This window comes from Plantibacter cousiniae (nom. nud.), from assembly GCF_977070315.1.
The window spans coordinates 213346-238457 of record NZ_CDRVEU010000004.1 but is presented as its reverse complement, the minus strand read 5'-3'; the positions used below and the strand labels follow the sequence as shown (position 1 = coordinate 238457).

Here is a 25112-nt window from a genome sequence, read left to right as displayed (position 1 = left end):
GCTCAGTCTTTCCGGCGTTGCGCGGCTTGCAGGGGCTCGTCACCCAGGGTCACGTCGTCAGTGCCGATCTGTTCCTCCTCGAAGAGGCGCCAGGTCTGCTCGCCTTCGACACCCAGCAGTTCCACAAAACGCCGACCATCGACCTTGTCCTGCAACTGACCGATGTAACGGCCCGGTTCCGACGGGCTGCGGGTCAGGAACACCCGGCGATCACTGGCAGGGCGCGTGGGCGAAATGAGGTTGAGTTCCAGACGCTCCGGGTTGCTGTTGCCGCTCAGGTGCAGCCCGACTTCTCCGGTCAGCTCATCCAGGTGCAGGCGCGCGTGCAGTTTGAGGGTCTGGGCGAGCACTTCGCGATTCAACGAGCGATTGATGCCTTTGCCGGCCTCGTAATAGTTATCGGTGACCAGCGGATCCAGGTGGGTCACGGCGATGAACACCATCGACAGGCTCAAGGTCACCGAACCGGTGAGGATGGCGATGATGATCCATGGCCAGAGGTGCCGGTACCAGGGGCTTGCAGCAGTCGCAGCGGGCATGACGGTGCTCTTAACGAATGGGTGGGCCGAGGAAGCGGCTTTGGGTCTCGACCTGAGTATCGCTGTCGATGTCCTTGAGGGTAAAGGTTACCTCGTTGCTGTGCGACGGCAGTTTTTCCGGCGCACTGGACAGCTCCACCGGCAGGCTGACGATTTCGCCTGCCGGGACACTGATTTCCCGACGGCCCTGCAGTCTCAGGTCGGGCAGGCCGCTGGCCTGCAGCACATAGGTGTGGTCCACCTGATCCTTGTTCATCACTTTCAGGCTGTAGACGTTTTCGATCCGGCCTTCGGCGTTTTCCCGGAACAGCATGCGGTCCTTGCTGACCTCCAGACCCACCAGCGTGCGCATGCAGAAAGCAGCCGTCAGCAGCGCAATCATCAGCAGCAGGACCAGCGCATAACCGACCAGACGTGGGCGCAGAGTGCGGGTGCGTTGCCCGGACAGATTGTGTTCGGTGGTGTAGCGAATCAGGCCGCGAGGGTAGTCCATCTTGTCCATGACCGTATCGCAGGCATCGACGCACGCCGCACAGCTGATGCACTCCACCTGCAGGCCGTCACGAATGTCGATGCCGGTCGGGCAGACCTGCACGCACATCGTGCAGTCGATGCAGTCACCCAGCCCCAGTGCCTGAGGATCAGCCTCCTTCTTGCGCGGGCCTCGGGCTTCGCCACGATTCTGGTCGTAGGAGATAATCAGCGTGTCCTTGTCGAACATCACGCTCTGGAATCGCGCATAGGGGCACATGTAAATGCATACCTGTTCGCGCAACCAGCCGGCATTCAGGTAAGTGGCCAGGGTAAAGAAACCGACCCAGAAATAGGCCCAGCCATCCGCCTGGCCCGTGAACAGATCCACGCACAGCGCGCGGATGGGTGAGAAATACCCGACGAAGGTCATGCCGGTGGCAAGCCCGATCAGCAGCCACAGGCTGTGCTTGGCGAACTTGCGCAGCAGTTTGCCGGCACTCACCGGGGCATGGTCGAGCCTGATGCGCTGGTTGCGGTCGCCTTCAGTGACTTTCTCGCACCACATGAAGATCCAGGTCCAGACACTCTGCGGGCAGGTATAGCCACACCAGACCCGGCCGGCATAAACGGTGATGAAGAACAGCCCGAACGCTGCAACGATCAGAATGCCGGACAAGAGGATGAAATCCTGTGGCCAGAACGTCGCGCCGAAGATGTAGAACTTGCGTTCCGGCAGGTTCCACCAGACCGCCTGATGCCCGCTTCGATTCAGCCAGACCGTGCCGAAGAAGATAAGCAGCAACAGGGCGCCGCCGAGCATCCGCACATTTCGAAACAGACCCTTGAACGCGCGGGTCTGGATTTTCTCGCGCGAAGCGTAGAGGTCGGTGAATTCGCCGTTTATTTCGGATGCCGGGGTGATGTCGTGTACTGGAATCTGCTTGGTCATCGATGAGTCCAGCGGCGGTGGCCTGGCCCCGGCCTATAAAGGTCTGGCAGGTTCACACCCGCGTTCAACGTGATGCACGTGAATAAACGGCCGCTTCTTCATTCAACTGGCTGACCCAGGGATTGAGCAGCGCGACCCCGCACGACTGAAAGTCCATTGTGTTGCGTGTGACCACGGTCATGCCATGCACCAGCGCAGTGGCGGCGATCAGCGCATCGCTTTCGCTGCGCGGGTCGGGAACGTGCAATTGCGCGCAGCGCCTTGCGACCTGAGTGTCGACTGTCAGGATACGTCCGGCGAACGCCTCCATTACATGCTGCTCAAGCCACATTCGCAATGCTGCGCCCTGTGCCGGGTCGCGGCGTTCGATACGCAGGATACCTGTTTCGAGCTCAAGAATCGTGATGGACGAGATGAACAGGCTGGAGGCCATCTGCGTTCGCGACCAGCGCAGCACATTAGCGTCTGCAGTACGCTTTCTGAGCTCTGAAACCACGTTGGTGTCGAGCAGGAACATCAGGACAGATCAACCTGTCGGGGCGTGATCACGGCGCGCTGAGGCTCGAACTCGATATCGATGTCAGTGGGCATTATCAGCATGTCGGCGATGCTTGCCGCACTGCCGGTCAGCTTCAGGTAATCCTCGATGCAAAGCAACACATGGGCCGGGCGGCCGCGGTCGGTAATGAACACCGGACCTTCGTTAGCCGCTTTCTTGGCCCCGCTGGTGTCCTGATTGAATTCACGGCTGGAGAGGGTAGTGGGCATGTGCGCGACTTCCAGAATGAGTAGACAGAGTGTCGTGGTCGTGAACGAGTCTAGTCATGTAGAGATGTAACTACAAAGAATTTGTTCTTTCGGAATGCTACGTTCACAGGCTGACCGGAGCTCTGTCATCTGGATTCAGGTGGCTGCTCCTGGCGGGACAGGCTGTAAACATAGGCAGCCAGAATGTGAACGCGGTCATTGCCTTGCAGTGCTTGCTGAGCAGGCATCTGGCCCTGGCGGCCATCACGAATGGTCTGCTGCAACTGAGCGAAGCTGGAACCGTAGATAAACGCACTGGGGTGGGTCAGGTCCGGCGCGCCGAGAATCGGCATTCCCTTGCCCTCTGACCCATGACAGGCAACGCACAGGCTGGCGAAGGTCTTTTGTCCGGCCACCGGGTCAGCTTTCGCATCCTCCGGTAGCGGGCGGGCGTCCAGCTGCGTCAGCACGTAGGCCGCCACATCGCGAACACCCTGTTCGCCGAGCGCGCTGCCCAGAGCCGGCATCACGCCCATACGCCCGGCGAGGATGGAGGTCTTGATCGCCTGGGCATCGCCGCCCCAACGCCAGTCGGCATCGGTCAGGTTGGGGAAGCCGTAGGCACCTTTCGCGTCGGAGCCGTGGCAGACCGAGCAGTTGGAGGCAAACAGGCGTGCACCGATTTTCAACGCCTGCGGATCTTTGGCCACTTTCTCGACGGGCATGGCGGCGTACTTGGCAAACAGCGGCCCGTAACGGGCTTCGGCGTTTGCCACTTCCCGCTCCCATTCGTGGACACTGGTCCAGCCTTGCTGGCCGTCGGCGAATTGCGTCTTGCTGTCTTGGTCCCGGTATTCATAACCCGGCAGCAAACCCTGCCAGTTGCCCAGTCCCGGGTACAGGAGCAGATAGCCCAGCGCAAAGACGATGGTCGCCAGAAACAGGTAGAACCACCATCTGGGCAATGGGTTGTCGTATTCCTCGATACCGTCGAACGTATGGCCGACGGTTTCATCTGTCGGTTCGTCGGGCTGACCTTTGCGCGTGGACAGCAGCAGCCAGAGCATGGCGATGATGGTGCCCAGGGTCAGGACCGCGACGTACAGGCTCCAGAACGTACTCATGGTTGGTCTTCCCGTTCAGCTCTGGCGCGCTCGACCTTGCCGATGGCCTCGGGATCATCCGCAAAAGGCAGCAGTGTCGCGTCGTCGAAGTCTGCCTTGCGGGCAGGGCTGAACACCCACAGCATCAGGCCGATGAACGCCACCATCACGACCAGTGTGCCAAGGCCTCGAATCATTCCGATGTCCATCATGTTCACCGTTTGCTCTTGATGAGCGTGCCGAGGCCTTGCAGATAGGCCACCAGCGCGTCCATTTCGGTCTTGCCCTGTACCGCAGCCGCCGCACCGGCGATATCCGTGTCGGTGTAAGGGGTGCCGAGGGTACGCAGCACCTGCAGCTTTTTCGCAGTCTGCGTGCTGTCGATGGTCTTCTCGGCCAGAAACGGATAAGCCGGCATGATCGAGGTCGGGACCAGGTCGCGCGGGTTGTTCAGGTGTACACGGTGCCACTCGTCCGAGTAACGACCGCCGATCCGTGCCAGGTCCGGCCCGGTGCGTTTGGAGCCCCACAGGAAAGGATGATCCCAGACGCTTTCGCCTGCCACCGAGTAATGCCCGTAGCGCTCGGTTTCGGCGCGCAGCGGTCGGATCATCTGCGAGTGGCAACCGACGCAGCCGTTGGCGATGAATACATCACGGCCTTCCACCTCAAGCGCGCTGCGTGGCTTCATGCCCTCGATAGGCTGGTTGGTCACGTCCTGAAAAAACAGCGGGACGATCTGCGTCAGTCCGCCGATGCTCACAGCAATCACCATGAAGAAGGCCAGCAGGCCGATGTTTTTTTCCAGCGCATCATGCTTCATCAATGCGCCCCCGCGACTGCGATGCGGGTGGCCGCTTCGGCCGCCTGCGGGTCCGAGGCACGTATCGTACGCACGACGTTGTAGGCCATCAGCAACATACCGCTGGTGAAAATCGCGCCGCCGATGGCCCGCACGATATAGCCCAGGTGGCTGGCCTGCATGGTTTCGATGAAGGAATAGGTCAACGTGCCATCGTCGTTCACCGCGCGCCACATCAGGCCCTGGGTGATGCCATTGACCCACATCGAGGTGATGTAAAGCACGGTGCCGACGGTCGCGAGCCAGAAGTGCGTGTTGATCAGGCTGACGCTGTACATATGCGGTCGGGCATAGAGTTTCGGAATCATGTGGTAGATCGACCCGATGGTAATCATCGCGACCCAGCCCAGCGCCCCGGCGTGGACATGGCCGATGGTCCAGTCCGTGTAGTGTGAAAGCGAGTTGACGGTCTTGATTGCCATCATCGGGCCTTCGAAGGTCGACATGCCATAGAACGCCAGCGAGACCACCAGAAAGCGCAGTATCGAATCGGTCCGCAACTTATGCCACGCGCCCGACAGCGTCATCATGCCGTTGATCATCCCGCCCCAGCTGGGCACCAGCAGAATGATCGACATGACCATGCCCAGCGACTGCGCCCAGTCCGGCAGCGCGGTGTAGTGCAGATGGTGCGGACCGGCCCAGATATACAGGGTGATCAATGCCCAGAAATGCACGATGGATAAACGATAGGAGTAGACCGGGCGCTCGGCCTGCTTGGGCACGAAGTAATACATCATGCCGAGAAAACCGGTGGTCAGGAAAAAACCGACGGCATTGTGTCCGTACCACCACTGGATCATGGCGTCGGTCGCGCCAGCGTAGGCCGAATAGGATTTGAACAGGCTGACCGGCAACGAGATATGGTTGACGATGTGCAGCATGCCGGTCACCACGATGAACGCGCCGTAGAACCAGTTGGCGACGTAGATATGCCGGGTGCGGCGTTTGACGATGGTGCCGAAAAACACTGCAGCGTAGGCGGCCCAGACGATGGCCAGCAGAATCGCCACCGGCCATTCGAGCTCGGCATATTCCTTGGTGGTGGTGTAGCCCATCGGCAGGGTCACGATGGCGCCGACGATCACGGCCTGCCAGCCCCAGAAGGTGAAGGCCGCCAGACCATCGGAAATCAGCCGCGTCTGGCAAGTGCGTTGCACCACGTAATAAGAGGTGGCGAACAGCGCGCAGCCGCCGAAGGCAAAGATCACCAGATTGGTGTGCAGCGGGCGCAGGCGTCCGAAGGTGGTCCATTCAAGTTCCAGGTTCAGCCCTGGCCAGACCAGTTGCGAAGCAATGAACACGCCCAGGCTCATGCCGACCACACCCCAGACCACAGCCATGATGGCAAACTGGCGCACCACGGTGTAGTTGTAGGTTGTAGGACTGATTGTTGTGCTCATTGCAGACTTCCACGATTCAGAGGGTTACCGCAGACGTAATCGGGCCAGGGCGATGCAGCGCTGGCAATCGCATCGAAGCACACCGAAGAGGCAGGGGCAGGAACAGACAGGCACATCAATGAGCGTCAAAGGGCTGCGGCAGACGCGTGTCACGAGTTTAGCGTTGAAACAGGGGGTGTGGGAAGTCGCAGGTTCTGTACGAAAAGATGCTGCGCAATGCGTCAGCGAGTATTCCGCACCCCGTTGCAGGGTGCGGAGTTCACGCATCGCCGCTGGACTGGAACACAGCGGTGGCGACCTTCGCGTACAGACGAGTTGATCAGGACCCGCGCAAAGACTGTCACGTATGTTCAGTCGGCAGTAACACCTGTCATTGCCCAGCAAATCGGCCTGAGCAGGCATATGACTCTGGTGACCGACTCAGCGGTGTTGTTGCAATGTGCGAGGCCAGTGCCGTCAATGAAACCGCCCGGCGGTGTCAGGTTTGGGGCGCTCATCGCCTGGGTACTTTACCTAGTGCACTTTGACAGAGTACCCGGGCAGACCTGAATGGCGGCTGTCCGACGGGGCGGGGCGTCTCGATGCGCCGTGCGCTCGCGATTCGTACGGTATTCGCGACCCGGTTCGCCGCTATAGTGATGGGCTACTTTGCGACCCACCTGAATGAGGCAAACATGAGCAACGGCTTTAAGCCCGGTATCGGTCAGGATCAATGGCTGCAGCTGGTCAGTGAAAGAGGCTGGCTGTGGACGCCCGCGCAACTTGCGGGTGCGCTGGACGCGCCGACCCTGTTGCTGGCGCATGGTGCAGGTGCACCGATGGACAGCGACTTCATGAACCGCATGGCGGCTGATCTGGCGGCGCAAGGTATCAGCGTCCTGCGCTTCGAGTTTCCTTATATGGCGCAGCGGCGTCGGGGCGGCAGCAAGCGTCCACCCAATCCACAGGCACAATTGCTGGAGTGCTGGAGAGAGGTGTTCGCCTGTGTGCGTGCTCACATCCGCGGGCGTCTGGCGGTCGGCGGCAAATCAATGGGCGGGCGGATGGCCAGCCTGATCGCCGATGAGCTTGAGGTCGATGCGCTGGTGTGTCTAGGGTATCCGTTCTACGCCGTGGGCAAGCCTGAAAAACCACGCGTGGCGCATCTGGCCGACCTTAAGACACCCACGCTGATCGTGCAGGGCGAACGCGACGCGCTAGGCAATCGCGAAGCCGTAGAAGGCTATGCATTGTCGAGTGCCATTCGGCTGCACTGGTTGCCGACTGCCAATCACGACCTCAAACCCCTGAAGGTCGCGGGTATCAGCCATGAGCACTGCCTGGCTGAGTCCGCGAGAGAGATTGCCGGGTTCCTGCGCGCCTGAGTCACCGGCAAGGCAGGCCGATGGCGGTTCGCATTTTACCCACCTTGCCGTCGGCGATGACCTGCCATATCCACTGAGCGGGGGCCTGTTCCAGCTCCGATCTCAGCGTCAGCCGACCTGTCAGTGAGGACGTCCTGAAAGGCTGTGAGTTGATGCTCGCGGCAAAGCGGCCTTCATGGGTTGCAGGTTAAACGCAGCGTTGGCGTGAGGGAGTCGGACGGTGCATGGGCTGGCCCTGGGAAACTCCTGAAAACGGTGACAGGGCGTTACGCCTTTAGCGCAACGCCCTGCCGGATGAACAATGGGTTCAGCAATCGGTCATCTGATGCCTACGCCGAGACTGGAATTGTGACTCTTCAGTTTGAAGTTGCCGCCAGTGACCATGTTTTTCACGTAATACCAGTTCCATCCGCCGATGCCGGCGCTTGAAACAGTCGACGACCAATAGTTGCCGTTGCCCATCGGCCAGCGATTGCCGTACAGGTTATAGATCTCCACCAGTTCGTGAATGGTCGGAATCCTCGCGCTGTTGTTGCCCGCGTTTTTGCTGATCTGAGAAAAGCTGCCGCTGCCCAGACCGATGCAATGGATGACGCCGGTGACGGTGATCAGGTAGCTTTTACTCGCGCCCGAAGCATCGGTCGCCGTAATGGTGGCTGTGCCGTTGCCTCGAACCGAGGTCAGGCCATTGCTGTCCACTTTCGCGACCAGCGGGTCGCTCGAAGCGTACTGATAGGGTGCCTGTCCGCCACTGGCCTGACGCAGAAGGGTGGTATCGGACGGGAAGTTCGGCAACAGGTCCGGCGAGCCCGGAAGCAGATACACCTTGCCGGCCAGCGTGACCGGCGAGGTGTCCAGCAGCAACTCGGGCTGCGCCGCCAGAATCTGCAAGGCCAGCGTGCCGGATACCTGCACCAGACCGTTGACGCGATTGACCACATAAGAAATCGCCACCGTCTGCCCGGCGTTTGCCGTTACCAGAGCAAACGCAAACAGCATCTCCAGCGTCTTGCCGGCTTCTGCGCTCGACAGGGTCTTTTCTTGGGTGTCACTGCCGTTTGGCCCTTGCCATTGCACGATCACCTGATCGCCGGCTTTCAGGTTGGCGGTGGCGTCGATCACCACGGTTGCACCGGATGAAGCGTTGGCCGGGTCGAGTATGGTGCCGATGGCTTCTTTTATGGTTGGGGTGGGCAGGGGCGTTGCTTGCGCGAGTTGCAGCTTCACGTCCACCGACTCCGAGGCCATGGACAGATTCCCTGCCAGATCTGTAATCGTGTAGTAGACCGGCGCCTCAATGTCACCGATCAACTCCAGAAATGGCCTGGCGAAGTCGACCATTGTTCGTTTAAGACCCACGTCATCACTGCTCACCACCGCCATCGGACCGGGCAGATCATTCCAGTAGGTGCGGACAACATCGCCCTCCTGCATGCCGTTGTAGCTGGCAATCGTCCCTGAAAGCACGTTACCGATGGTTTGCAGTTCTTCTGAGGTCAGACCGTTCTGTACCTGCGTGGGAAAAATGATGGGGGCCAGCAGCGGATCGCCAGGCGGGGTAAGGTCTACGATTACAACTGTCTCGGCAGAAAACTCGACGACCATATTGATCGGGTTTTCGACCGCGTAAGCCACCGAGTGACGACCTTCCGTCAACAGCTCGGATGGAATGTGCAGCATGAGGTCGTCACCTGGCATCTGCGAAAGCAGTATCTCTTTCTTGAGACCAATAAGCACTCCATCGAAGTACAGCTGATAGGTATAGCCGGGGCGCGCGCCTTGCCAGACGTTCAACAGCACTTCGAGGGGCATGTTCAAACTGTCGACGGGTAATAGTCCACCGTTCAAGGCGGCTGCGATGACTGGCGAAGTCAGCACGTTTTCTTTTTTTTCAGTCGCAAGGTTATACATGGGCGTTCCTTCTACGTGTAAAAGTTGCGGGCCTGGTGAGCCCGCAACGGTTTAGCGACTCAGACAGGTAAAGTCGGTAGGTTTAAGCATATGCACGATGACGCGAGTGACCGTGGAGTTTGCCGGACTTTGATTGCTGCCTTCGACAGGGTCGACGGTATAACTCGCCTCCGCAAACCCGGTGCAAATAAGCAGTGTGTTGATCTGAGGGACCTTGAATACATGCCCTTGCACAACATCCACTTCATCGAGCTTACGAGTCGTCACATAAGTAGCGGCTTCGATGGGATTATTGAAGTCGTCAAAACCCTTGAACGTGAAGGTGATCTTCTGGCCCTCGGCAATATTTACATAAGGTGAGACTTTTACATCGGCACCGTCTGGATTTTCATTGGGCCCCAGCACTCCATTGGACGTGAGATTGAACGTGGGCCCGGTCAATCCGTTTTCGCCACCGGGTTGCTCTTATCGAGACCGTACTGTTACAGGCTGAGTCGGACTCGTCATACTGTTTGGGTTTCCTGTACGCGTGACTGTGAAGTACACCGGAATGCCCTCGCCGGTGCCTTGCAACTTCATCAGCTCGTTATCAATCGGAATAATCAAGTCTCTTGCCGCTGCAACGTCGCTAGACCGTATTTGATACCACTGCGTTTTTACCTGATTGCCCCAGTACAGGTTCAGATCATCATTGATTTCGAACCCTGTATTCCACGCCACCACCCCTCTGCCGTTCAACTCGTAATCGTCTTCGTCGATGAAGTTGTCCTGGGTGTTCGGGTTTTGTACGCTCGTCCCTTGTATCGTCAAATTGTTCAAGGGGGTGGGGAAGGGAAGTGTTGTAAAAACGTCTATGTGGGTGTCCAGCGATGTGCCGGTCAGTTCGCCGTCGCGAAACACTTCATAATGAACCGCGGTGTCGCCTTGCGGACCTTGGGCAATGGCCTCGAATGGCAGTTTCAACGTGAGTATGACGGCTTCGTTTTCGTCGCCAGGTGCAACGAAGACAGGGGGCAAGGGATTATTGGTGCCCCAGAATAGCTGGATGCTATCAAGCGCCGCTGCGCCCGGATAATGGGGGATGTCGACCAATACTCCGGCCTGAGCTTCCAGATAATCAATCAGATCGCCTACCGCTTGATCAATGACAGGTGCCGGATAATCAGAAGGCAAATCTTTCAGCCTTAATTTCACCGCTACAGTGTTCGAGAGGATTGAAGGGTTGCCTGCACGGTCGATGACCTGGTAACACACCTGCTTTTCTTCCTCCCCCAACGTTTGCAGAAACGCTCGTGTAAAAGTGACCGAGACCTTGTCCAGACCCATGTCGGTTTCGTTGACGACGGCAGTGGGGCCTACGATATCTCCCCACCTGGTCAGAATGCGGTCATGCTTGGCCATACCGGTGTAGCCGGGAATCTGCACATCAAGTTGGCCACCCAGTTGATCGAGCTCGGCGGCAGTCAGACCGTTCTGGATCTCGGCTGGAAACTGTATGGCAGCAAGCTCCGGAGCGCCTGGCGCTGTCCGGTCGATCTGAATCCGGAAAATTTCCGATCTCTGTTCTACCTGATTGATCGGATTGACAACGACGTACGCGACATCGTGGAAACCTTCCAGCAACAGCTCGGCCGGGATCTCCAAGTGCAGGGGGTCTCCTGGTGCATGTGAGGGCAGAATCAGTTTTTGGGGGCCAGTCGCGATACTGTTGAACAGCAGTTGATATGTGTAACCAGGAAGTGCCGCTGGCCATACAACGAGATCGACCGTCAACGGTTGTGATGCCTCAGCGACCGGTATGAGCCCTGGCGTATCCTGATCATGAAATGCGACTGCAATATCGGGTGCAGCCAATACAAGATTCAAGTTTCTATGCCTGTTTCCGGAAATTGAAACAGGTGTTGGGAGATAGTTGTTTGAGCAATTTTTCATGTGTAGAGGCCTTATCATTAAAATTTTGTAGGGGATTTCCTACTTTTTTCGAACGTGTTTCTGAATGAGATTTTTTTGGTTGGTACTTGGCGAAAGAGTCAATGATGTTCTCAGTCAAAATTGGACGTAATAGGGTTTTGGTGGGCTGGTCAAGTGGTTGTGTGGAGATTATTTAATTAGTTTGAGAGTTTTTTGCTTGGCGCCCATTTGGATGCTCGCTGTAAGAAACTTCTTATATTATTTTGGGAAGGCTCCTACGTTTTGGGTATTGAGCAGGGCCAGGGTTTATGAATTAAGTAAGCTATCTTTCCACTCTCAAAAAAACGAGGAGATGGACGGTGTCTAGTAGAAAAAGTAACGTCGTTAAGTCGCGGGGTGGCGCGTTTCAACTTGCCGTGATTGCCTTTGGCGCTCTCGCTAATGTACAGGCGTCGGCAGCAGCATCGGGCGATAATAATGGTCTGCCTTTAGACACTGCAGCAGTCACCGGATTGTGGCCGGATGAAGAGTTGCCAGATGAAACCGTTAGACGGGCTGAAATCATTACCGTAGGTCCTGATACTCCTTTCGATTCTTATCACATTAGTTATCAAAGTGTTCTTAATATTGTCGGTGGGCGAGCAGACCAGGTGGTCGTGAGAGACGCTACGGTCAATATTCAGTCCGGCGTGGTTGAGAGCGGTATCAGCCTTTCCGATGCGCTGGGTAATCTCTCCAACGCTACCGTGAAAAACGCGACAGGTAGCGGCATCGTTCTTCATGGAGTGCTCGGCTCTATCAACCCTGGCTCCACGGTATCGGCTCATTCAAGCGATGTATCGGGATCGGGCGACGGTATTTCAGTCGGGTTGTGGGGGGCACTGAGTATTTTCAATACCGATGTGCGCGGGTTTGCGTCGCAAAGCAAAAGTGGCCAGGGAATTTCTGTTTCTGGCGCCAATGTGCTGATCGCCGATAACAGTCATGTGACAGGCGACATGAATGGAATCCATCTGGTAGATGGATCCCAAGCCGGAATACTGGTCGGAAACAAGTCCGTTGCTGTGATTGACCGATCGATAGTCCAGGGTTTGGCCGGCGCCGCCATCAAAGTAAACCAGCGCGTTGCGCTCGACATCGAGGCCGACATTGCTGTGCAAAACCATTCCGAGCTATGGGCCGGAAATGGCAACCTGCTGGAGGTGGAAGATCACAGCACTGTCAACTTCAACGTCGATAACAGCACCCTAAACGGCGACCTTGTCGCCGATGACACCAGCACCCTGAACATCACGCTGCAAAACGACGCACAATTGAACGGCAACATCGTCAATGGCAACCGTCTGGCGATTACCTCGGGCAGTCACTGGCAGATGCAGGGCGACAATGCCGTCAGGTCGCTTTCCCTGCATGGCGGCAGCGTGGCGTTTGCTGGCGAAGGCTTTCATACACTTTCGCTGAATGAGTTGTCAGGGGGCGGCACGTTTGGCTTGCGCGTGGATCTGGACAACGGTGTCGGAGATCTCATCGACGTCAACGGCCAGGCCAGTGGACAGTTCGGCTTGCAGGTGCGCAACACGGGGGTGGAGGTTGTGTCTGCTGACATGGCACCGCTCAAGGTGGTGCATACCGAAGGTGGCGACGCGCAATTCAGCCTGCTGGGCGGGCGTGTCGACCTCGGCGCCTATTCGTATCTGCTGGAGCAACAGGGCAATGACTGGTTCATCGTCGGTAAAGACAAGGTCATAAGCCCATCGACCCAGAGCGCGCTTGCCCTTTACAGCGCGGCACCTGCCATCTGGATGAGTGAGCTCTCTACCCTGCGTTCGCGCATGGGTGAGGTTCGTGCTAGCGGCAGGGCGGGCGGCTGGATGCGCGCCTATGGCAACAGGCTGAATGCCACGACCAGTGACGGTGTCGACTATCGGCAGAAGCAAAGTGGCCTGTCGCTGGGGGCCGATGCGCCCGTCGAGGTCAGCAACGGCCAACTGGTGGTCGGTGTGCTGGGAGGGTACAGCACGTCCGGTATCGATTTGAGCCGTGGTACTACGGGTAAAGTCGACAGCTACTATGCAGGCGCCTATGCCACCTGGCTGTCGGACGATGGCTACTACGTTGACGGCGTGCTCAAACTCAACCGCTTTCGCAACAAGGCAGATGTTGCCATGAGCGATGCAAGCAAGGCCAAGGGTGACTATACCAACAACGGGGTAGGGGGCTGGGTAGAGTTCGGCCGCCACATCAAACTGGCGGACGATTACTTTCTCGAACCGTTCGCTCAGTTGTCCAGTGTCGTCGTTCAGGGACAGGAACTGCGCCTGGACAACGGCATGAAAGCGAAGAACGATCAGACCCAATCGGTATTGGGCAAGGTGGGCACCTCGCTGGGCCGCAGTGTCGCGCTCAAGGATGGCGGGGTATTGCAGCCTTATGTGCGCGTCGCCGTTGCACAGGAGTTTTCGCGCCGCAACGAGGTGAAAGCCAACGATGTGAAATTCGATAACAGCCTGTTCGGTTCGCGCGGCGAACTGGGCGCCGGGGTATCGGTGTCGCTGTCCGAGCGTCTGAAACTGCACGCAGACTTCGATTACATGAAAGGTCGGCATATCGAGCAACCCTGGGGAGCGAATGTGGGGTTACGCCTGGCATTCTGATCCTTAAGGCCAGTGCCTGAGTAACACCAGAGCCCCCGGTGAATGATCACCGGGGGCTCTTCGGTTAATGATCGGTAAACCTGCGTTTGCGTTGTTTCTGTCGGGAGGTGACAGGCACCGCGTAGTTGACGTTCACCCGTAACACTGGCGATGTGCCGATCAGGCGATGATCACGATAAAGCTCGTAATACAGGTCAACCAGGCCGTACTGAACATAGGGCGTGAAGTTGTAGGAAATACACAGCACACGTACCACGCTGTTTTCGCCTACCCGATGGAAAAGCGTTGTCGATGACAGGTTTTTTCCCCAATAGAAATGGATTTCGTCACCCCAGCACATTTTGACTGACCCGGGGATATGAATGGTAATGCCCGCATGTGCCTGCTCGTGACTGATGGAATCAGGATCGATGTTAGGCAACACAGGTGCTTTCAGCGTACTGGAAATATCGGATGGAAGGTGGAGTGGGGTCGCCTGTCGGTAGAGACTCTCGTGAGGTTGGGCTTCTTGAACAGCACTCGCGCTTTTGGGGTTGTTTTTTTCTTTTTGGGTGCGCGCCGCTACATCCGTGGATTGTTCTTTATCCATCGTAAACTCTTTTATTGACATTGAGTTGAGTTGTTATGTGCGTGCCGGCAGTTGTCGGCAACAGAATTATTACAAGGCACATAAGTGTGCAGGTCAAGTGTCTGCCGATATCAAAGACACGCCAAGCTTGTGTGAGGTTATGCAGTTACATTTGGTATCATGTGCACAGTGAGTTATCGCTCGTTAGTGTTGGAGATGCTGTAAATAAAGGGTGTGGCTTGGTGTGGGTGTTCTTTCAGGGCTTTTTGTGTGTGAAATACCTGTAGGACATTAACTACAGATAAGTCTTACAGAAGGTAAAAAAGTAGGTTTTGGCTGAATTCCCACTCCTGCGTAGGAATATTCACTCAACTTTATCATTAGGGTCTCGCACGCGTTAGCGTGCGAGACCGTCAAGGTTGTGGGCGGAAATGTAGGCTGCTGTGTTTAAACTTGTATTGACGGTGCCGGGGTGTCCAGACCGAACAGCAATGCTTTGCTGAAAACGATCTGCATGTTGGCGTAAGGGGTAATAAATAACTACCGCATCAACTGAATTTCAATTAATCGGAGTATGCGTCCACTGTCAATAGGCAAAAGTACTGCATTGCTGTCATTGAAGATGTTAAAAAATATCCTGCACGTTCTTCAGATGGCTTCTCAAGCTCTGTCAGATTTGAAGAGAGGGCTAACAGTGCACACTATTGACGCTCATAAAAAAGCCCCGACCAACCGAAGTTTGTCGAGGCTTGGCATACAGTCTCAGGCCTTAGCGATTAAACCGCTCTACCAGTGAATACTGTGAGTTGGCCGTGTCGGTCAGTTCACCACTTAATACGGCAGAGCGACGCGCTTCGTCAGAGGTCTGGTCTGCCAGGCTGGCGATGGTGGCGATGTTGCGATTGATTTCCTCGGCCACGGCGCTTTGCTCTTCCGTGGCGGTGGCGATTTGCGTGGTCATGTCGGTGATATTGGCGACGGCCTCGCTGATGCCCACCAGCGCCTGATCTGCCTCCAGTACCCGGGCTACGCCTTCTTCGGCCTGACGGCGACCGGTGTCCATGGTGTGAACCGCGTCGGTTGCGGTCTGCTGCAGTTTGGCGATCAGGCCATGAATCTGTCCGGTGGACTCGGCGGTGCGTTGCGCGAGCTGACGCACTTCATCTGCCACAACCGCAAAGCCGCGACCCATCTCACCGGCGCGCGCCGCTTCGATCGCGGCGTTGAGCGCCAGCAGGTTGGTCTGGTCGGCAATGCCTTTGATCACATCGACCACGCCGCCGATTTCATCGCTGTCCTTGGCCAGGCGGGTCACGGTCAGGCCGGTTTCGCCCACCGAGGTGGACAGGCGCTGAATGGCTTCGCGGGTTTCACCGGCGATATCGCGACCGCGACGCGTCAGTTCGTTGGCCTGCTGGGTTGCATCAGCGGCACGGTTTACGTGATTGGCGACTTCCTGAGTGGTGGCGGCCATCTGGTTGATGGCGGCGGCAACCTGCTCGGTTTCCACACGCTGACGTTCCAGCCCGATCGAACTGGCATTGGCCAGCGAGTTGGACTGGCGGGCCTGACTGTTCAGGTGTTCGGCGGTGTCCTGCAAACGCGTCAGGCAGGTTTTCATGCGCGCTTCCTGGCTGAGGATCGACATTTCCAGACGCGCTTGCGGGCCACGGCTGTCAGTGTACATCTGCGCGATCAACGGGTCGGAAGTGGTCTGTTCGGCCAGGCGTAACAAGCGTTTGGTGCCACGCTGCTGCCAGGAAAGCCCCAGCAGGCCGAGCGGTACCGACAACGCCGCAGCCAATGCAAAACCCCAGTGTGAATTGAGCCACACGCCGATCAGGAAGCTCAGTTGGCTGACCAGAATGAACGGCAGCCAGTCCTGAAGTACCGGCAGCCACTTGTCGCGGTTTGGTACGGCGCTCTTGCCCTTGTTAAGGCGGGTGTAAAGCGCCTCGGCACGGCGGATCTGTTCGGCGGTCGGCTTGATACGTACCGACTCGAAACCCACCACCTGGCGGTTTTCCAGTACCGGCGTCACGTAGGCATTGACCCAATAATGATCGCCGTTCTTGCAGCGGTTCTTGACGATGCCCATCCACGGCTGCCCGGACTTGAGCGTGGTCCACATGTGCTCGAAGACTGCAGGCGGTACGTCCGGATGACGTACGGTGTTATGCGCAGCACCCAGCAATTCAGCCTCGCTGTAACCACTGATGTCGACAAAGGCATCGTTGCAGTAGGTGATGGTGCCTCGGGTGTCGGTGGTGGAAATCAGTCGTTGTTCGGCAGGGAATGTCCGCTCATGTTGAGTGATGGGCTGGTTGTTGCGCATGGGATTTCGATCCTTCGATCCGGAAGACTATGGCGTGGTTATCGGCGGGCACGTCGATAAATTGAGCGGCGTGCGACAAGTGACCGTAGAGTCAGCCCTGGCGGGCCAGCATGGGGTAGGTGAACAGCCCGAAATGCACGAGGTTCAGGCCCAGATGGCTGATGACGGCGGCCTGCAGCCCGCCGAAACGAAATGCGATGCCGTACCCCACTCCAGCCATGCCTGCCAATGCCACCCACTGCGGGCCGGCACCAGCGTGCGCAAGCCCGAACAGGCCGGCAGCGAGGGTGATCGATAATGCCGTCGCATACCTTGAGCTCTTGAACAGGCGCATCAGGCTGCCCTGCAGATAAGCGCGGAAAAACAGCTCTTCGGTCAGGGTCACCAGCAACAGGTTGTTGAGCAGCCATATCAGGCCCTGGGCAGGCCATTTCGGTGTCCAGCCGACGACGTTCAACATGACCGCAGCGGTCATGCAGAACGCCGACGTCACAATCAGCGCCAGAAGCCCGGTTTGCAGTGAATGGGCGACGTCAACCTTGGGCAGAATCCAGGGGCAGGCCAGTATCAGCCAGAAGCCGATCAGTGGCTTGTCCAGATTCAGGTCCATGGAGAACAGCGCGGCATCGGCACTGAATCGCGTTGCTTCGATGACGTTGGCGTTATTGAAGCCGGGCGCCAGGTGAAAGGCCAGCGCCAGACCGGTCACGATGAACAATCCGTGGCCACACAGGCGAATGGAGGAGTAAGAGGATCGCGCCACGCAGAACCAGGCAATGAACAATGCGCCAAAGCTCAGCGCTGCCGAAGGGTCAAGGTTGCCGTGGAACAACGCCAGCGCGTAGCCGCTGCTCAGGAGGCAGAAAGTCAGCCAGTGCCTTGTTTTCATGAGTAGGTCCTGCCTTGAGAGCGGGGAATTCTATCCGGCGTTCAGCAGGGCAGGAGCGAGTTTATAAAAATTTTCATGCTGGGGCCTGACCCTTAAGCAGGATGCAGGCCCCATTTATGAGATATCAGGAGGCGATCAGCTGGCGCAGCACGTAATGCAGAATGCCACCCGACTTGAAGTATTCCACTTCGTTAAGCGTATCGATGCGGCACAGCACGTCGACGGTTTCCTTGCTGCCGTCTTCGCGGTCGATATGCAGGGTCAGGCTCATGCCCGGCTGCACGTCTGCGTTGGTCAGTCCGGTGATCTTCAGCGTCTCCTTGCCGGTCAGGCCGAGGGTCTTGCGCGTCTGGCCGTTCTTGAACTGCAAAGGCAGCACGCCCATGCCCACCAGGTTCGAGCGGTGAATCCGTTCGAAGCTTTCGGCGATGACCGCCTTGACGCCCAGCAGGTTGGTACCTTTGGCTGCCCAGTCGCGGCTTGAGCCCGTGCCGTATTCCAGACCGGCAATGATTACCAGCGGCGTCCCTTCTTCTTGATAACGCATGGCCGCGTCGTAGATCGCCAGCTTCTCGCCGGAGGGCACATGCACCGTGTTGCCACCTTCCTCGCCGCCGAGCATTTCGTTGCGGATACGGATATTGGCAAAGGTCCCGCGCATCATCACTTCATGGTTTCCACGACGCGAGCCGTAAGAGTTGAAGTCCTGATACGTGACGCCTTTCTCCTGCAGGTAGCGCCCGGCAGGGCTGTCGGCCTTGATATTACCGGCAGGGGAGATATGGTCGGTGGTCACCGAGTCGCCCAGCAGGGCCAGGATGCGTGCGTTTTCCACGTCTTCGATAGCCGGCAGCGGACCGTCGATGCCGTCGAAGAACGGCGGGTGCTGAATATAGGTGGAATCGTCCTGCCAGACGTAGGTGGCAGCCTGCGGCACTTCGATGGCTTGCCATTGTTCGTCGCCGGCAAAGACTTCGGCGTATTCCTTATGGAACATGCCGGTGTTGACGCTGGCCACGGCGTCGGCGATTTCCTGCTGACTCGGCCAGATATCGCGCAGATAGACCGGTTTGCCGTCTGCGCCTTCGCCCAGGGGTTCGCTGCTGATATCGATGCGCACCGAGCCTGCCAGTGCATAGGCGACTACCAGGGGTGGCGATGCCAGCCAGTTGGTCTTGACCAGCGGATGGACGCGGCCCTCGAAGTTGCGGTTGCCCGAAAGCACCGACGCGACTGTCAGGTCGGACTGTTGAATGGCTTTCTCGATAGGCTCCAGCAGCGGTCCGGAGTTGCCGATGCAGGTGGTGCAGCCGTAACCGACCAGATCGAAGCCCAGGGCATCGAGGTATTGGGTCAGACCTGCTGCGTTGTAATAATCGGTCACCACTTTGGAGCCGGGTGCCAATGAGCTTTTCACCCACGGCTTGCGCTTCAGGCCTTTCTCGACGGCTTTCTTCGCGACCAGCCCGGCTGCCATCATGACGCTGGGGTTGGAGGTGTTGGTGCAGGACGTGATCGCCGCGATCACCACAGCGCCGTCTTTCAGATGATAGGTCTGGCCGTTGTATTCATATTGGGTTTCGCCGCTGACCTGGGCCTCGTTGCCAACCGCGACACCGCCACCGCCTTCGCTCTCCAGGCGACCTTCATCGACCTTGGCAGGCTTGACCTGCAGACCGAGGAAATCGCTGAAGGCCTTGGACACATTCGGCAGCGCTACACGATCCTGAGGGCGCTTGGGGCCAGCAAGGCTGGCTTCGACCGTGCTCATGTCCAGTTCCAGGCTGTCGGTGAACACCGGTTCCTGGCCTGCCAGACGCCATAGACCCTGAGCCTTGCAATACGCTTCGACCAGCTTGACGGTTTCGTCGGGACGACCCGACAGACGCAGGTAATCCAGCGTGACGTCATCGACCGGGAAGAAACCACAGGTTGCGCCGTACTCGGGCGCCATGTTGGCAATGGTCGCGCGGTCGGCCAGTGGCAGATCGGCCAGGCCGTCGCCGTAGAACTCGACAAACTTGCCGACCACACCTTTCTTGCGCAGCATCTGGGTGACGGTGAGCACCAGGTCGGTAGCGGTGATGCCTTCCTTCAGTTTGCCGGTCAGCCGGAAACCGATGACTTCCGGGATCAGCATCGACACCGGTTGGCCAAGCATCGCCGCTTCGGCTTCGATACCGCCCACGCCCCAGCCCAGTACGCCCAGGCCATTGATCATCGTGGTGTGCGAGTCGGTACCGACCAGCGTGTCGGGGAATGCGTAAATGCGGCCGTCCTCTTCCTTGGTCCATACCGTGCGGCCCAGGTATTCGAGGTTCACCTGATGGCAAATGCCGGTGCCGGGCGGCACCACGCTGAAATTATCGAAAGCGCTCTGGCCCCAGCGCAGGAACGCGTAGCGCTCACCGTTGCGCTGCATCTCGATGTCGACGTTCTCGCCGAACGCCTCGGCGTTGCCAAACTTGTCGACCATCACCGAGTGGTCGATCACCAGGTCCACCGGGGACAGCGGGTTGATGCGTTGCGGGTCACCACCAGCCTTGGCCACGGCAGCACGCATGGCGGCCAGATCGACCACTGCCGGCACACCGGTAAAGTCCTGCATCAGCACGCGGGCAGGGCGGTATTGAATTTCCCGGTCCGAACGGCGCTCGGTCAACCAGTCGGCAAGCGCCTTGAGGTCGTTGCCGGTTACTGTCTTGTTGTCTTCCCAGCGCAGCAGGTTTTCCAGCAGCACCTTGAGTGACATGGGCAGCTTGTCCAGATCGCCCAGTGAGCGGGCGGCTTCCGGCAGGCTGAAGTAGTGGTAGGTCTTGTTATCGATTTCGAGGGTTTTAAGGCTCTTCAGGCTATCGAGGGAGGGCATGAATGTCTCCTTTGAGGAATGTTCTCCGAACATCGGTTCACGGGCTCCATGTGCATCAGGTCGGGAGCGCCGCATCAGGCTTCAAGTTCTGTGGACTGTTCGGCCGCACCAGTGGTTCCTGGATTGGGCTATCATGCGCGGCTTTCAAGTCTGCGGGGTTACGCCCGAGTGCCCACTGCCCAGGAGTAACCCATGAATACACTGTTTATGCACTGCCGACCCGGTTTTGAGGGCGAAGTCTGCTCGGAAATAGCCGATCACGCCGCGCGCCTGGACGTGGCCGGGTATGCCAAGGCCCGTCCCGACACCGCCTGCGCCGAATTCATCTGCACCGAGGCGGATGGTGCCGAGCGGTTGATGAACGGTCAGCGCTTCGACAAGCTGATCTTTCCCCGGCAGTGGGCGCGGGGGCTGTTTCTCGAGTTGCCGGAAACCGATCGCATCAGCGTGATTCTGGCGCAGCTGGCGGCGTTCCCGATCTGCGGCAGTCTGTGGCTTGAGGTGGTGGATACCAACGACGGCAAGGAGCTGTCGAATTTCTGCAAGAAATTCGAAGCGCCGCTGCGCAAGGCCCTGACTCAGGCAGGCAAACTGGTGGATGACCCGCGCAAGCCGCGTCTGCTGCTGACCTTCAAGAGTGGTCGCGAGGTGTTTCTCGGTCTGGCCGATGCGGACAACTCCGCCATGTGGCCTATGGGCATCCCGCGCCTCAAGTTTCCCCGCGAGGCGCCAAGCCGTTCGACCTTGAAGCTAGAAGAGGCGTGGCACCACTTCATTCCCAGAGATCAGTGGGACGAGCGCCTTTCCGGCGACATGACCGGTGTGGACCTGGGTGCCGCGCCGGGCGGCTGGACGTATCAACTGGTGCGCCGCGGCATGCTGGTGACCGCCATCGATAACGGACCGATGGCGGAAAGCCTGATGGACACCGGGCTGGTTCAGCACTTGATGGCCGACGGCTTTACCTACAAGCCTCGACAGCCAGTCGACTGGATGGTCTGCGACATCGTCGAAAAGCCTGCGCGCAATGCGGCGCTGCTGGAGACCTGGCTGGGTGAAGGCCTGTGCCGCGAAGCGGTGGTCAACCTCAAGTTGCCGATGAAACAGCGCTACGCTGAAGTACGCCGACTGCTCGACCGCATCGAAGAGGGCTTTCAGGCGCGAGGGGTACGGGTGTCCATCGGCTGCAAACAGCTCTACCACGACCGCGAAGAAGTCACCTGCCACCTGCGCAGGCTGGACGTGGCCAAAGCGGCGAGAAAGTGATTTCTCACACTCGCGCCGCATGCTTCAGTGACTATAGGATTTCAGTGACTATCGGATTATCGTGCCAATGCTCCGCGTTGGTACGCAGTTCGTGACGCTCTGCGTCACAAATCATCGATACGAAACAATGTCATGCCTTACACGCAGTCGCTGCCAACTCAGTGCTTTTCAACCGCGATGGCACTGACGACGCAGAGTGCGACGTTAGTGACGGCTGAGTCCTGGCGCTGATCCGGGGGTAGCCTGGCAGGACGCCAGGCTAGCCGCACCGGGCCATGGATGGCCCGTTGCGGCGACCCCCGGATCAGTGTCAGGGCGAAGGAACCCGACGCAGTCGGGCCGGAAACAGGAGCGAGGGGGTTTGCCTACTTTGGCCCCATCAAAGTAGGTCGCCGAGGGGCGAAAAGGTGACTCAAGTCGAGCCTGAATCTCACTGAATCGCAGAACTGTGTGACGCAGAGCGTCACGAAAGGCATTACCACGCGGAGCGTGGGAACGAGAATCTGGGCAGAACGCCAATCCACCTGACGCCACAGAACCGCTGTGTGACGCAGAGCGTCACGAAAGGCATTACCACGCGGAGCGTGGGAACGAGAATCTGGGCCGAACGCCAATCCAGCTGACGCCACAGAATCGCTGTGTGACGCAGAGCGTCACGAACTGCATTCCCACGCGTAGCGTTGGAACGATCCTCATCGTAGTCTGAGCCCCATTTTCCGGACTTTCAGCACCAGCGCCACTCAACCAAACCCCACAATAGCCTTGGTCTCCAGATACTCTTCAAAGCCATGCACGCCATACTCGCGACCGTTGCCAGAGCGCTTGTAGCCGCCGAACGGGGCCATCGGGTTCCAGGCGGGGTAGTTCAGGTGCACTTGCCCGGCACGAATGCGCGAAGCGACCGAGCGCGCCAGGTCAAGGTCCTGCCCCTGTACATGCGCACCCAGGCCATAGACCGTATCGTTGGCAATTGCGATAGCCTCCTCAATCGTGTCGTAGGCCATCAGGCACAGCACCGGGCCGAAAATCTCTTCCCGGGCGATACGCATCGACGAATCCACCTCGGAAAACACCGTTGGCCGGGTATAGAAGCCTCGCTCATGGCCCAGCAACCGTCCCGGCCCGCCGCACACCAGCTTCGCGCCTTCGCTCAGCCCTGCATCGATCATCGCCTGGACACGGTGAAACTGCGCCTCGTTGGCGATAGGGCCCAATACCGTGTGCTCCGACTGCGGATCACCCACAACGATTGCCGCGGCCGTTTCGGCAGCCAGCGCTTCGACTTCCGCCAGTCGGTTCCTGGGCACGATCATTCGCGTTGGTGCGCTGCACGACTGACCCACATTGCGGAATGCGGCCATCACGCCGGGCGGCACCGCGTTGGCGAAGTCGGCGTCGGGCAGCAGGATATTCGGTGATTTGCCGCCCAGTTCCTGAGTCACTCGTTTAACCGTCGGTGCGGCGGCCTGCGCCACCAATGCGCCTGCCCGATTGGAACCAGTGATCGAGATCATGTCGATATCAGGGTGAGCCGCCATAGCGCCGCCGACTTCGGGGCCGCTCCCATTGACCAGATTGAACACCCCGGGCGGCAGACCGGCGTCATGCACCAGTTGCGCGAACAGCAGGGCGCTCAAAGGCGACAATTCGCTGGGCTTGAGCACCACCGTACAACCCGCCGCGATGGCCGGGGCGACTTTGGCGGTGATTTGATACAACGGCCAGTTCCACGGCGTGATCAGGCCACACACCCCGATGGGCTCGCGTTCGATTGCCGTGCCGCCTTCAACGGTCTGGAAGCGATAGGTCGCCAGCAGGTCACGTGCGACACGCACATGCTCGGCGGCCAGCGGCACCTGCATGGCCCGCGCCGAACTGATGGCTGCGCCCATCTCCAGCGAGATCGCCTGCGCCAGTTGTTCCTTGCGCTCTAGAATAAGCTCGTGGATCCGACCGATTATCTGTGCCCGGGCGTGTGGCGAGGTGCCGGACCAGCCGGTAAAGGCTGCCCGCGCTGCTGCAACCGCACGGTCGACATCGGCGGCCGAGCCACTGGCGACATGCGCCACCACCTCTTCGGTCGCAGGGTTGATCACCGCAATACTGACCGGGTCGAGCGGTGCGGACCACCCCCCATCGATATACAGTTTCAGCGCGGTGTCCGGATCAACGTGATGGCTGTTCAAGGACTGTGAGGTCATCCAGCGGGCTCCCTGGAGCAATAATGGTCAAGGCCAGGCACTTTGCTGTCAGGCCGTTCGATACCCATAAGCTAACAAAGCAGTCTGGATAAAAAGCGCCGATCTGCCGGGTTGCAAAGAATAATCTGCTGTATGCAACCCGCTAACATGGCGGACCTGTTTCGGCCGTTTATCCGCGCTGTTTTCAGCCGATCGCCTGAGTCACCAGCGCGAATTGCTGCACATCCGGGGCGGAGGCGGGCGGCGTCCCGAGCACCATGCGCGGTGCCCTGTCGACACAGGGCAGCCCCAGCCCTTCGAGCCACGCTGCCAGTCCGCAGTCAGCCAGAATGTCGAAGCGCACGAACATGTCGGGTATCTGTTGCAACAGGTGTTCAATCAATCGTTGTGCCTGATCGACATCACGGGCGACCACCGGACCGATGATATGACCGCGCCCGAAGCGGCGCAGCAGGGCGATGCCTTGCAACTGACCTGCGTATTCAATCCCGACCGCGCGTTCTGCATCGCGCGACAACAGGTCAGTCAACACGGCATTGCGATCCAGGCCGCTGCCCGCGTTGGCCAGTCGGATCAGTTCTGCGTGGTCGGTCGGACCCAGCGTACGAATCGGCAGGTCGTCTTTCGGTGCCAACAGACCTGACAGGTCAGCAATGCCCTGATGCTGCTGGATGCGGGCAAAATCCACGAAACCCAGACTCTGGTAAAGCGGCGCGCCCAGTTCCGTAGCGTTGAGGACTGGCGTGCGCGGTGCCGTCGCGTCGAGACACAGCTTCATCAAGCGGCGACCGATGCCTTTGCCCTGATGATCATCGCGGACGATCACCAGCCCGATCGAGGACCAGTCGCCCTGATGGCAGGTAAACGCTACGCCAACCAGCTGGCCATCATGCTCGGCGACAAAGCCCTCGGAAGTACGTTGCACCATTGCCCAGTCCTGTTCGCGATGTGGCCATTTGAGGCTCACTGAAAGGGCATGTGCTGCCGGGATATCCTCCGCAGTCACCGGGCGATACTGGTAGTGAGCGTCTGTGGTTGCAGGCATGGCGCCTCCGTTGCGATGGGGT

At 58.6% G+C, this 25112-nt stretch carries 20 protein-coding genes; 3 read left to right on the top strand and 17 right to left on the bottom strand.

What is annotated here, in order from left to right; genetic code table 11:
- Positions 1 to 2 precede the first annotated feature (2 nt).
- The 8 genes from ACW55A_RS11040 to ccoN all read right to left on the bottom strand — a co-directional run bounded on the left by ACW55A_RS11040 (position 3) and on the right by ccoN (position 6077).
- On the bottom strand, positions 3 to 539 hold the full coding sequence (locus tag ACW55A_RS11040; RefSeq protein ID WP_455808184.1) for a FixH family protein: 537 nt from the start codon (positions 537 to 539) through the stop codon (positions 3 to 5).
- A 10-nt stretch (positions 540 to 549) separates the two neighbouring features.
- Positions 550 to 1962, bottom strand: coding sequence for a cytochrome c oxidase accessory protein CcoG (gene ccoG / locus ACW55A_RS11035; protein WP_065349462.1), 1413 nt, complete (start codon positions 1960 to 1962; stop codon positions 550 to 552).
- Positions 1963 to 2026: 64 nt separating this feature from the next.
- Positions 2027 to 2479 (bottom strand): type II toxin-antitoxin system VapC family toxin, encoded by a 453-nt coding sequence (locus ACW55A_RS11030; RefSeq protein ID WP_498811279.1) that lies wholly within the window; start codon positions 2477 to 2479, stop codon positions 2027 to 2029.
- Complete coding sequence (locus ACW55A_RS11025; RefSeq protein ID WP_003370228.1) at positions 2479 to 2730, bottom strand: type II toxin-antitoxin system prevent-host-death family antitoxin; 252 nt, start codon at positions 2728 to 2730, stop codon at positions 2479 to 2481. Before ACW55A_RS11025 ends, ACW55A_RS11030 begins: the two co-directional genes overlap by 1 nt.
- 125 nt (positions 2731 to 2855) lie before the next feature.
- The gene (gene ccoP, locus ACW55A_RS11020) at positions 2856 to 3833 is read right to left on the bottom strand and encodes a cytochrome-c oxidase, cbb3-type subunit III (RefSeq protein ID WP_455808183.1); all 978 of its coding nucleotides are present in this window, start codon (positions 3831 to 3833) and stop codon (positions 2856 to 2858) included.
- Entirely contained in the window at positions 3830 to 4030 is a 201-nt protein-coding gene (locus ACW55A_RS11015; RefSeq protein ID WP_499140272.1) for a cbb3-type cytochrome oxidase subunit 3, read from the bottom strand. The genes ccoP and ACW55A_RS11015 overlap by 4 nt, the downstream gene beginning before the upstream one ends.
- Positions 4027 to 4635: a cytochrome-c oxidase, cbb3-type subunit II gene (ccoO, locus tag ACW55A_RS11010; protein WP_003370233.1), complete on the bottom strand. Its 609-nt coding sequence runs from the start codon at positions 4633 to 4635 to the stop codon at positions 4027 to 4029. The genes ACW55A_RS11015 and ccoO overlap by 4 nt, the downstream gene beginning before the upstream one ends.
- Complete coding sequence (gene ccoN / locus ACW55A_RS11005) at positions 4635 to 6077, bottom strand: cytochrome-c oxidase, cbb3-type subunit I (protein ID WP_003370235.1); 1443 nt, start codon at positions 6075 to 6077, stop codon at positions 4635 to 4637. Before ccoN ends, ccoO begins: the two co-directional genes overlap by 1 nt.
- Positions 6078 to 6751: 674 nt before the next feature.
- On the opposite strand from ccoN, the gene ACW55A_RS11000 reads away from it, so the two are divergent.
- Positions 6752 to 7441, top strand: coding sequence for an alpha/beta family hydrolase (locus ACW55A_RS11000; protein WP_003436159.1), 690 nt, complete (start codon positions 6752 to 6754; stop codon positions 7439 to 7441).
- 318 nt (positions 7442 to 7759) lie between these two features.
- On the opposite strand, the gene ACW55A_RS10995 is transcribed toward ACW55A_RS11000, so the two are convergent.
- Genes ACW55A_RS10995 through ACW55A_RS10985 form a run of 3 tightly spaced genes read right to left on the bottom strand, consistent with a single transcriptional unit; the run spans position 7760 to position 11218 of the window.
- A complete protein-coding gene (locus ACW55A_RS10995; RefSeq protein ID WP_060708025.1) occupies positions 7760 to 9352 on the bottom strand; it encodes an immunoglobulin-like domain-containing protein in 1593 nt (530 codons plus the stop codon).
- 51 nt (positions 9353 to 9403) lie between these two features.
- Positions 9404 to 9757, bottom strand: coding sequence for a hypothetical protein (locus ACW55A_RS10990; protein WP_498811281.1), 354 nt, complete (start codon positions 9755 to 9757; stop codon positions 9404 to 9406).
- 60 nt (positions 9758 to 9817) lie between these two features.
- Complete coding sequence (locus ACW55A_RS10985; protein ID WP_498811282.1) at positions 9818 to 11218, bottom strand: hypothetical protein; 1401 nt, start codon at positions 11216 to 11218, stop codon at positions 9818 to 9820.
- Between the two features lie 701 nt (positions 11219 to 11919).
- Here ACW55A_RS10985 and ACW55A_RS10980 point away from each other — a divergent pair.
- Entirely contained in the window at positions 11920 to 13917 is a 1998-nt protein-coding gene (locus ACW55A_RS10980) for an autotransporter outer membrane beta-barrel domain-containing protein (protein WP_498811283.1), read from the top strand.
- A gap of 64 nt (positions 13918 to 13981) precedes the next feature.
- Here the strand turns inward: ACW55A_RS10980 and ACW55A_RS10975 are convergent, their stop codons facing one another.
- From ACW55A_RS10975 to acnA, 4 genes are all read right to left on the bottom strand, one after another.
- Entirely contained in the window at positions 13982 to 14506 is a 525-nt protein-coding gene (locus ACW55A_RS10975) for a hypothetical protein (RefSeq protein WP_498811284.1), read from the bottom strand.
- 748 nt (positions 14507 to 15254) lie between these two features.
- Positions 15255 to 16820, bottom strand: coding sequence for a methyl-accepting chemotaxis protein (locus ACW55A_RS10970; protein WP_455808179.1), 1566 nt, complete (start codon positions 16818 to 16820; stop codon positions 15255 to 15257).
- A gap of 91 nt (positions 16821 to 16911) precedes the next feature.
- On the bottom strand, positions 16912 to 17709 hold the full coding sequence (locus tag ACW55A_RS10965; protein ID WP_455808178.1) for a CPBP family glutamic-type intramembrane protease: 798 nt from the start codon (positions 17707 to 17709) through the stop codon (positions 16912 to 16914).
- Positions 17710 to 17833: 124 nt separating this feature from the next.
- Complete coding sequence (gene acnA, locus ACW55A_RS10960) at positions 17834 to 20578, bottom strand: aconitate hydratase AcnA (RefSeq protein WP_455808177.1); 2745 nt, start codon at positions 20576 to 20578, stop codon at positions 17834 to 17836.
- Between the two features lie 192 nt (positions 20579 to 20770).
- Between acnA and rlmM the strand changes: the two genes are divergently transcribed.
- Complete coding sequence (gene rlmM / locus ACW55A_RS10955; RefSeq protein ID WP_003436186.1) at positions 20771 to 21844, top strand: 23S rRNA (cytidine(2498)-2'-O)-methyltransferase RlmM; 1074 nt, start codon at positions 20771 to 20773, stop codon at positions 21842 to 21844.
- 740 nt (positions 21845 to 22584) lie between these two features.
- On the opposite strand, the gene ACW55A_RS10950 is transcribed toward rlmM, so the two are convergent.
- Both ACW55A_RS10950 and ACW55A_RS10945 read right to left on the bottom strand, forming a co-directional pair.
- Positions 22585 to 24045: an aldehyde dehydrogenase family protein gene (locus tag ACW55A_RS10950; protein ID WP_455808176.1), complete on the bottom strand. Its 1461-nt coding sequence runs from the start codon at positions 24043 to 24045 to the stop codon at positions 22585 to 22587.
- A gap of 184 nt (positions 24046 to 24229) precedes the next feature.
- On the bottom strand, positions 24230 to 25090 hold the full coding sequence (locus ACW55A_RS10945; RefSeq protein ID WP_455808175.1) for a GNAT family N-acetyltransferase: 861 nt from the start codon (positions 25088 to 25090) through the stop codon (positions 24230 to 24232).
- Positions 25091 to 25112: the final 22 nt, after the last annotated feature.

What these genes read in the sequence shown, in the direction of transcription:
- ACW55A_RS11040 (WP_455808184.1), bottom strand. Translation starts at nt 539, where the DNA reads ATGCCCGCTGCGACTGCTGCAAGCCCCTGGTACCGGCACCTCTGGCCA.
- ccoG (WP_065349462.1), bottom strand. Translation starts at nt 1,962, where the DNA reads ATGACCAAGCAGATTCCAGTACACGACATCACCCCGGCATCCGAAATA.
- ACW55A_RS11030 (WP_498811279.1), bottom strand. Translation starts at nt 2,479, where the DNA reads ATGTTCCTGCTCGACACCAACGTGGTTTCAGAGCTCAGAAAGCGTACT.
- ACW55A_RS11025 (WP_003370228.1), bottom strand. Translation starts at nt 2,730, where the DNA reads ATGCCCACTACCCTCTCCAGCCGTGAATTCAATCAGGACACCAGCGGG.
- ccoP (WP_455808183.1), bottom strand. Translation starts at nt 3,833, where the DNA reads ATGAGTACGTTCTGGAGCCTGTACGTCGCGGTCCTGACCCTGGGCACC.
- ccoO (WP_003370233.1), bottom strand. Translation starts at nt 4,635, where the DNA reads ATGAAGCATGATGCGCTGGAAAAAAACATCGGCCTGCTGGCCTTCTTC.
- ccoN (WP_003370235.1), bottom strand. Translation starts at nt 6,077, where the DNA reads ATGAGCACAACAATCAGTCCTACAACCTACAACTACACCGTGGTGCGC.
- ACW55A_RS11000 (WP_003436159.1), top strand. Translation starts at nt 6,752, where the DNA reads ATGAGCAACGGCTTTAAGCCCGGTATCGGTCAGGATCAATGGCTGCAG.
- ACW55A_RS10995 (WP_060708025.1), bottom strand. Translation starts at nt 9,352, where the DNA reads ATGTATAACCTTGCGACTGAAAAAAAAGAAAACGTGCTGACTTCGCCA.
- ACW55A_RS10975 (WP_498811284.1), bottom strand. Translation starts at nt 14,506, where the DNA reads ATGGATAAAGAACAATCCACGGATGTAGCGGCGCGCACCCAAAAAGAA.
- ACW55A_RS10970 (WP_455808179.1), bottom strand. Translation starts at nt 16,820, where the DNA reads ATGCGCAACAACCAGCCCATCACTCAACATGAGCGGACATTCCCTGCC.
- ACW55A_RS10965 (WP_455808178.1), bottom strand. Translation starts at nt 17,709, where the DNA reads ATGAAAACAAGGCACTGGCTGACTTTCTGCCTCCTGAGCAGCGGCTAC.
- acnA (WP_455808177.1), bottom strand. Translation starts at nt 20,578, where the DNA reads ATGCCCTCCCTCGATAGCCTGAAGAGCCTTAAAACCCTCGAAATCGAT.
- rlmM (WP_003436186.1), top strand. Translation starts at nt 20,771, where the DNA reads ATGAATACACTGTTTATGCACTGCCGACCCGGTTTTGAGGGCGAAGTC.
- ACW55A_RS10950 (WP_455808176.1), bottom strand. Translation starts at nt 24,045, where the DNA reads ATGACCTCACAGTCCTTGAACAGCCATCACGTTGATCCGGACACCGCG.
- ACW55A_RS10945 (WP_455808175.1), bottom strand. Translation starts at nt 25,090, where the DNA reads ATGCCTGCAACCACAGACGCTCACTACCAGTATCGCCCGGTGACTGCG.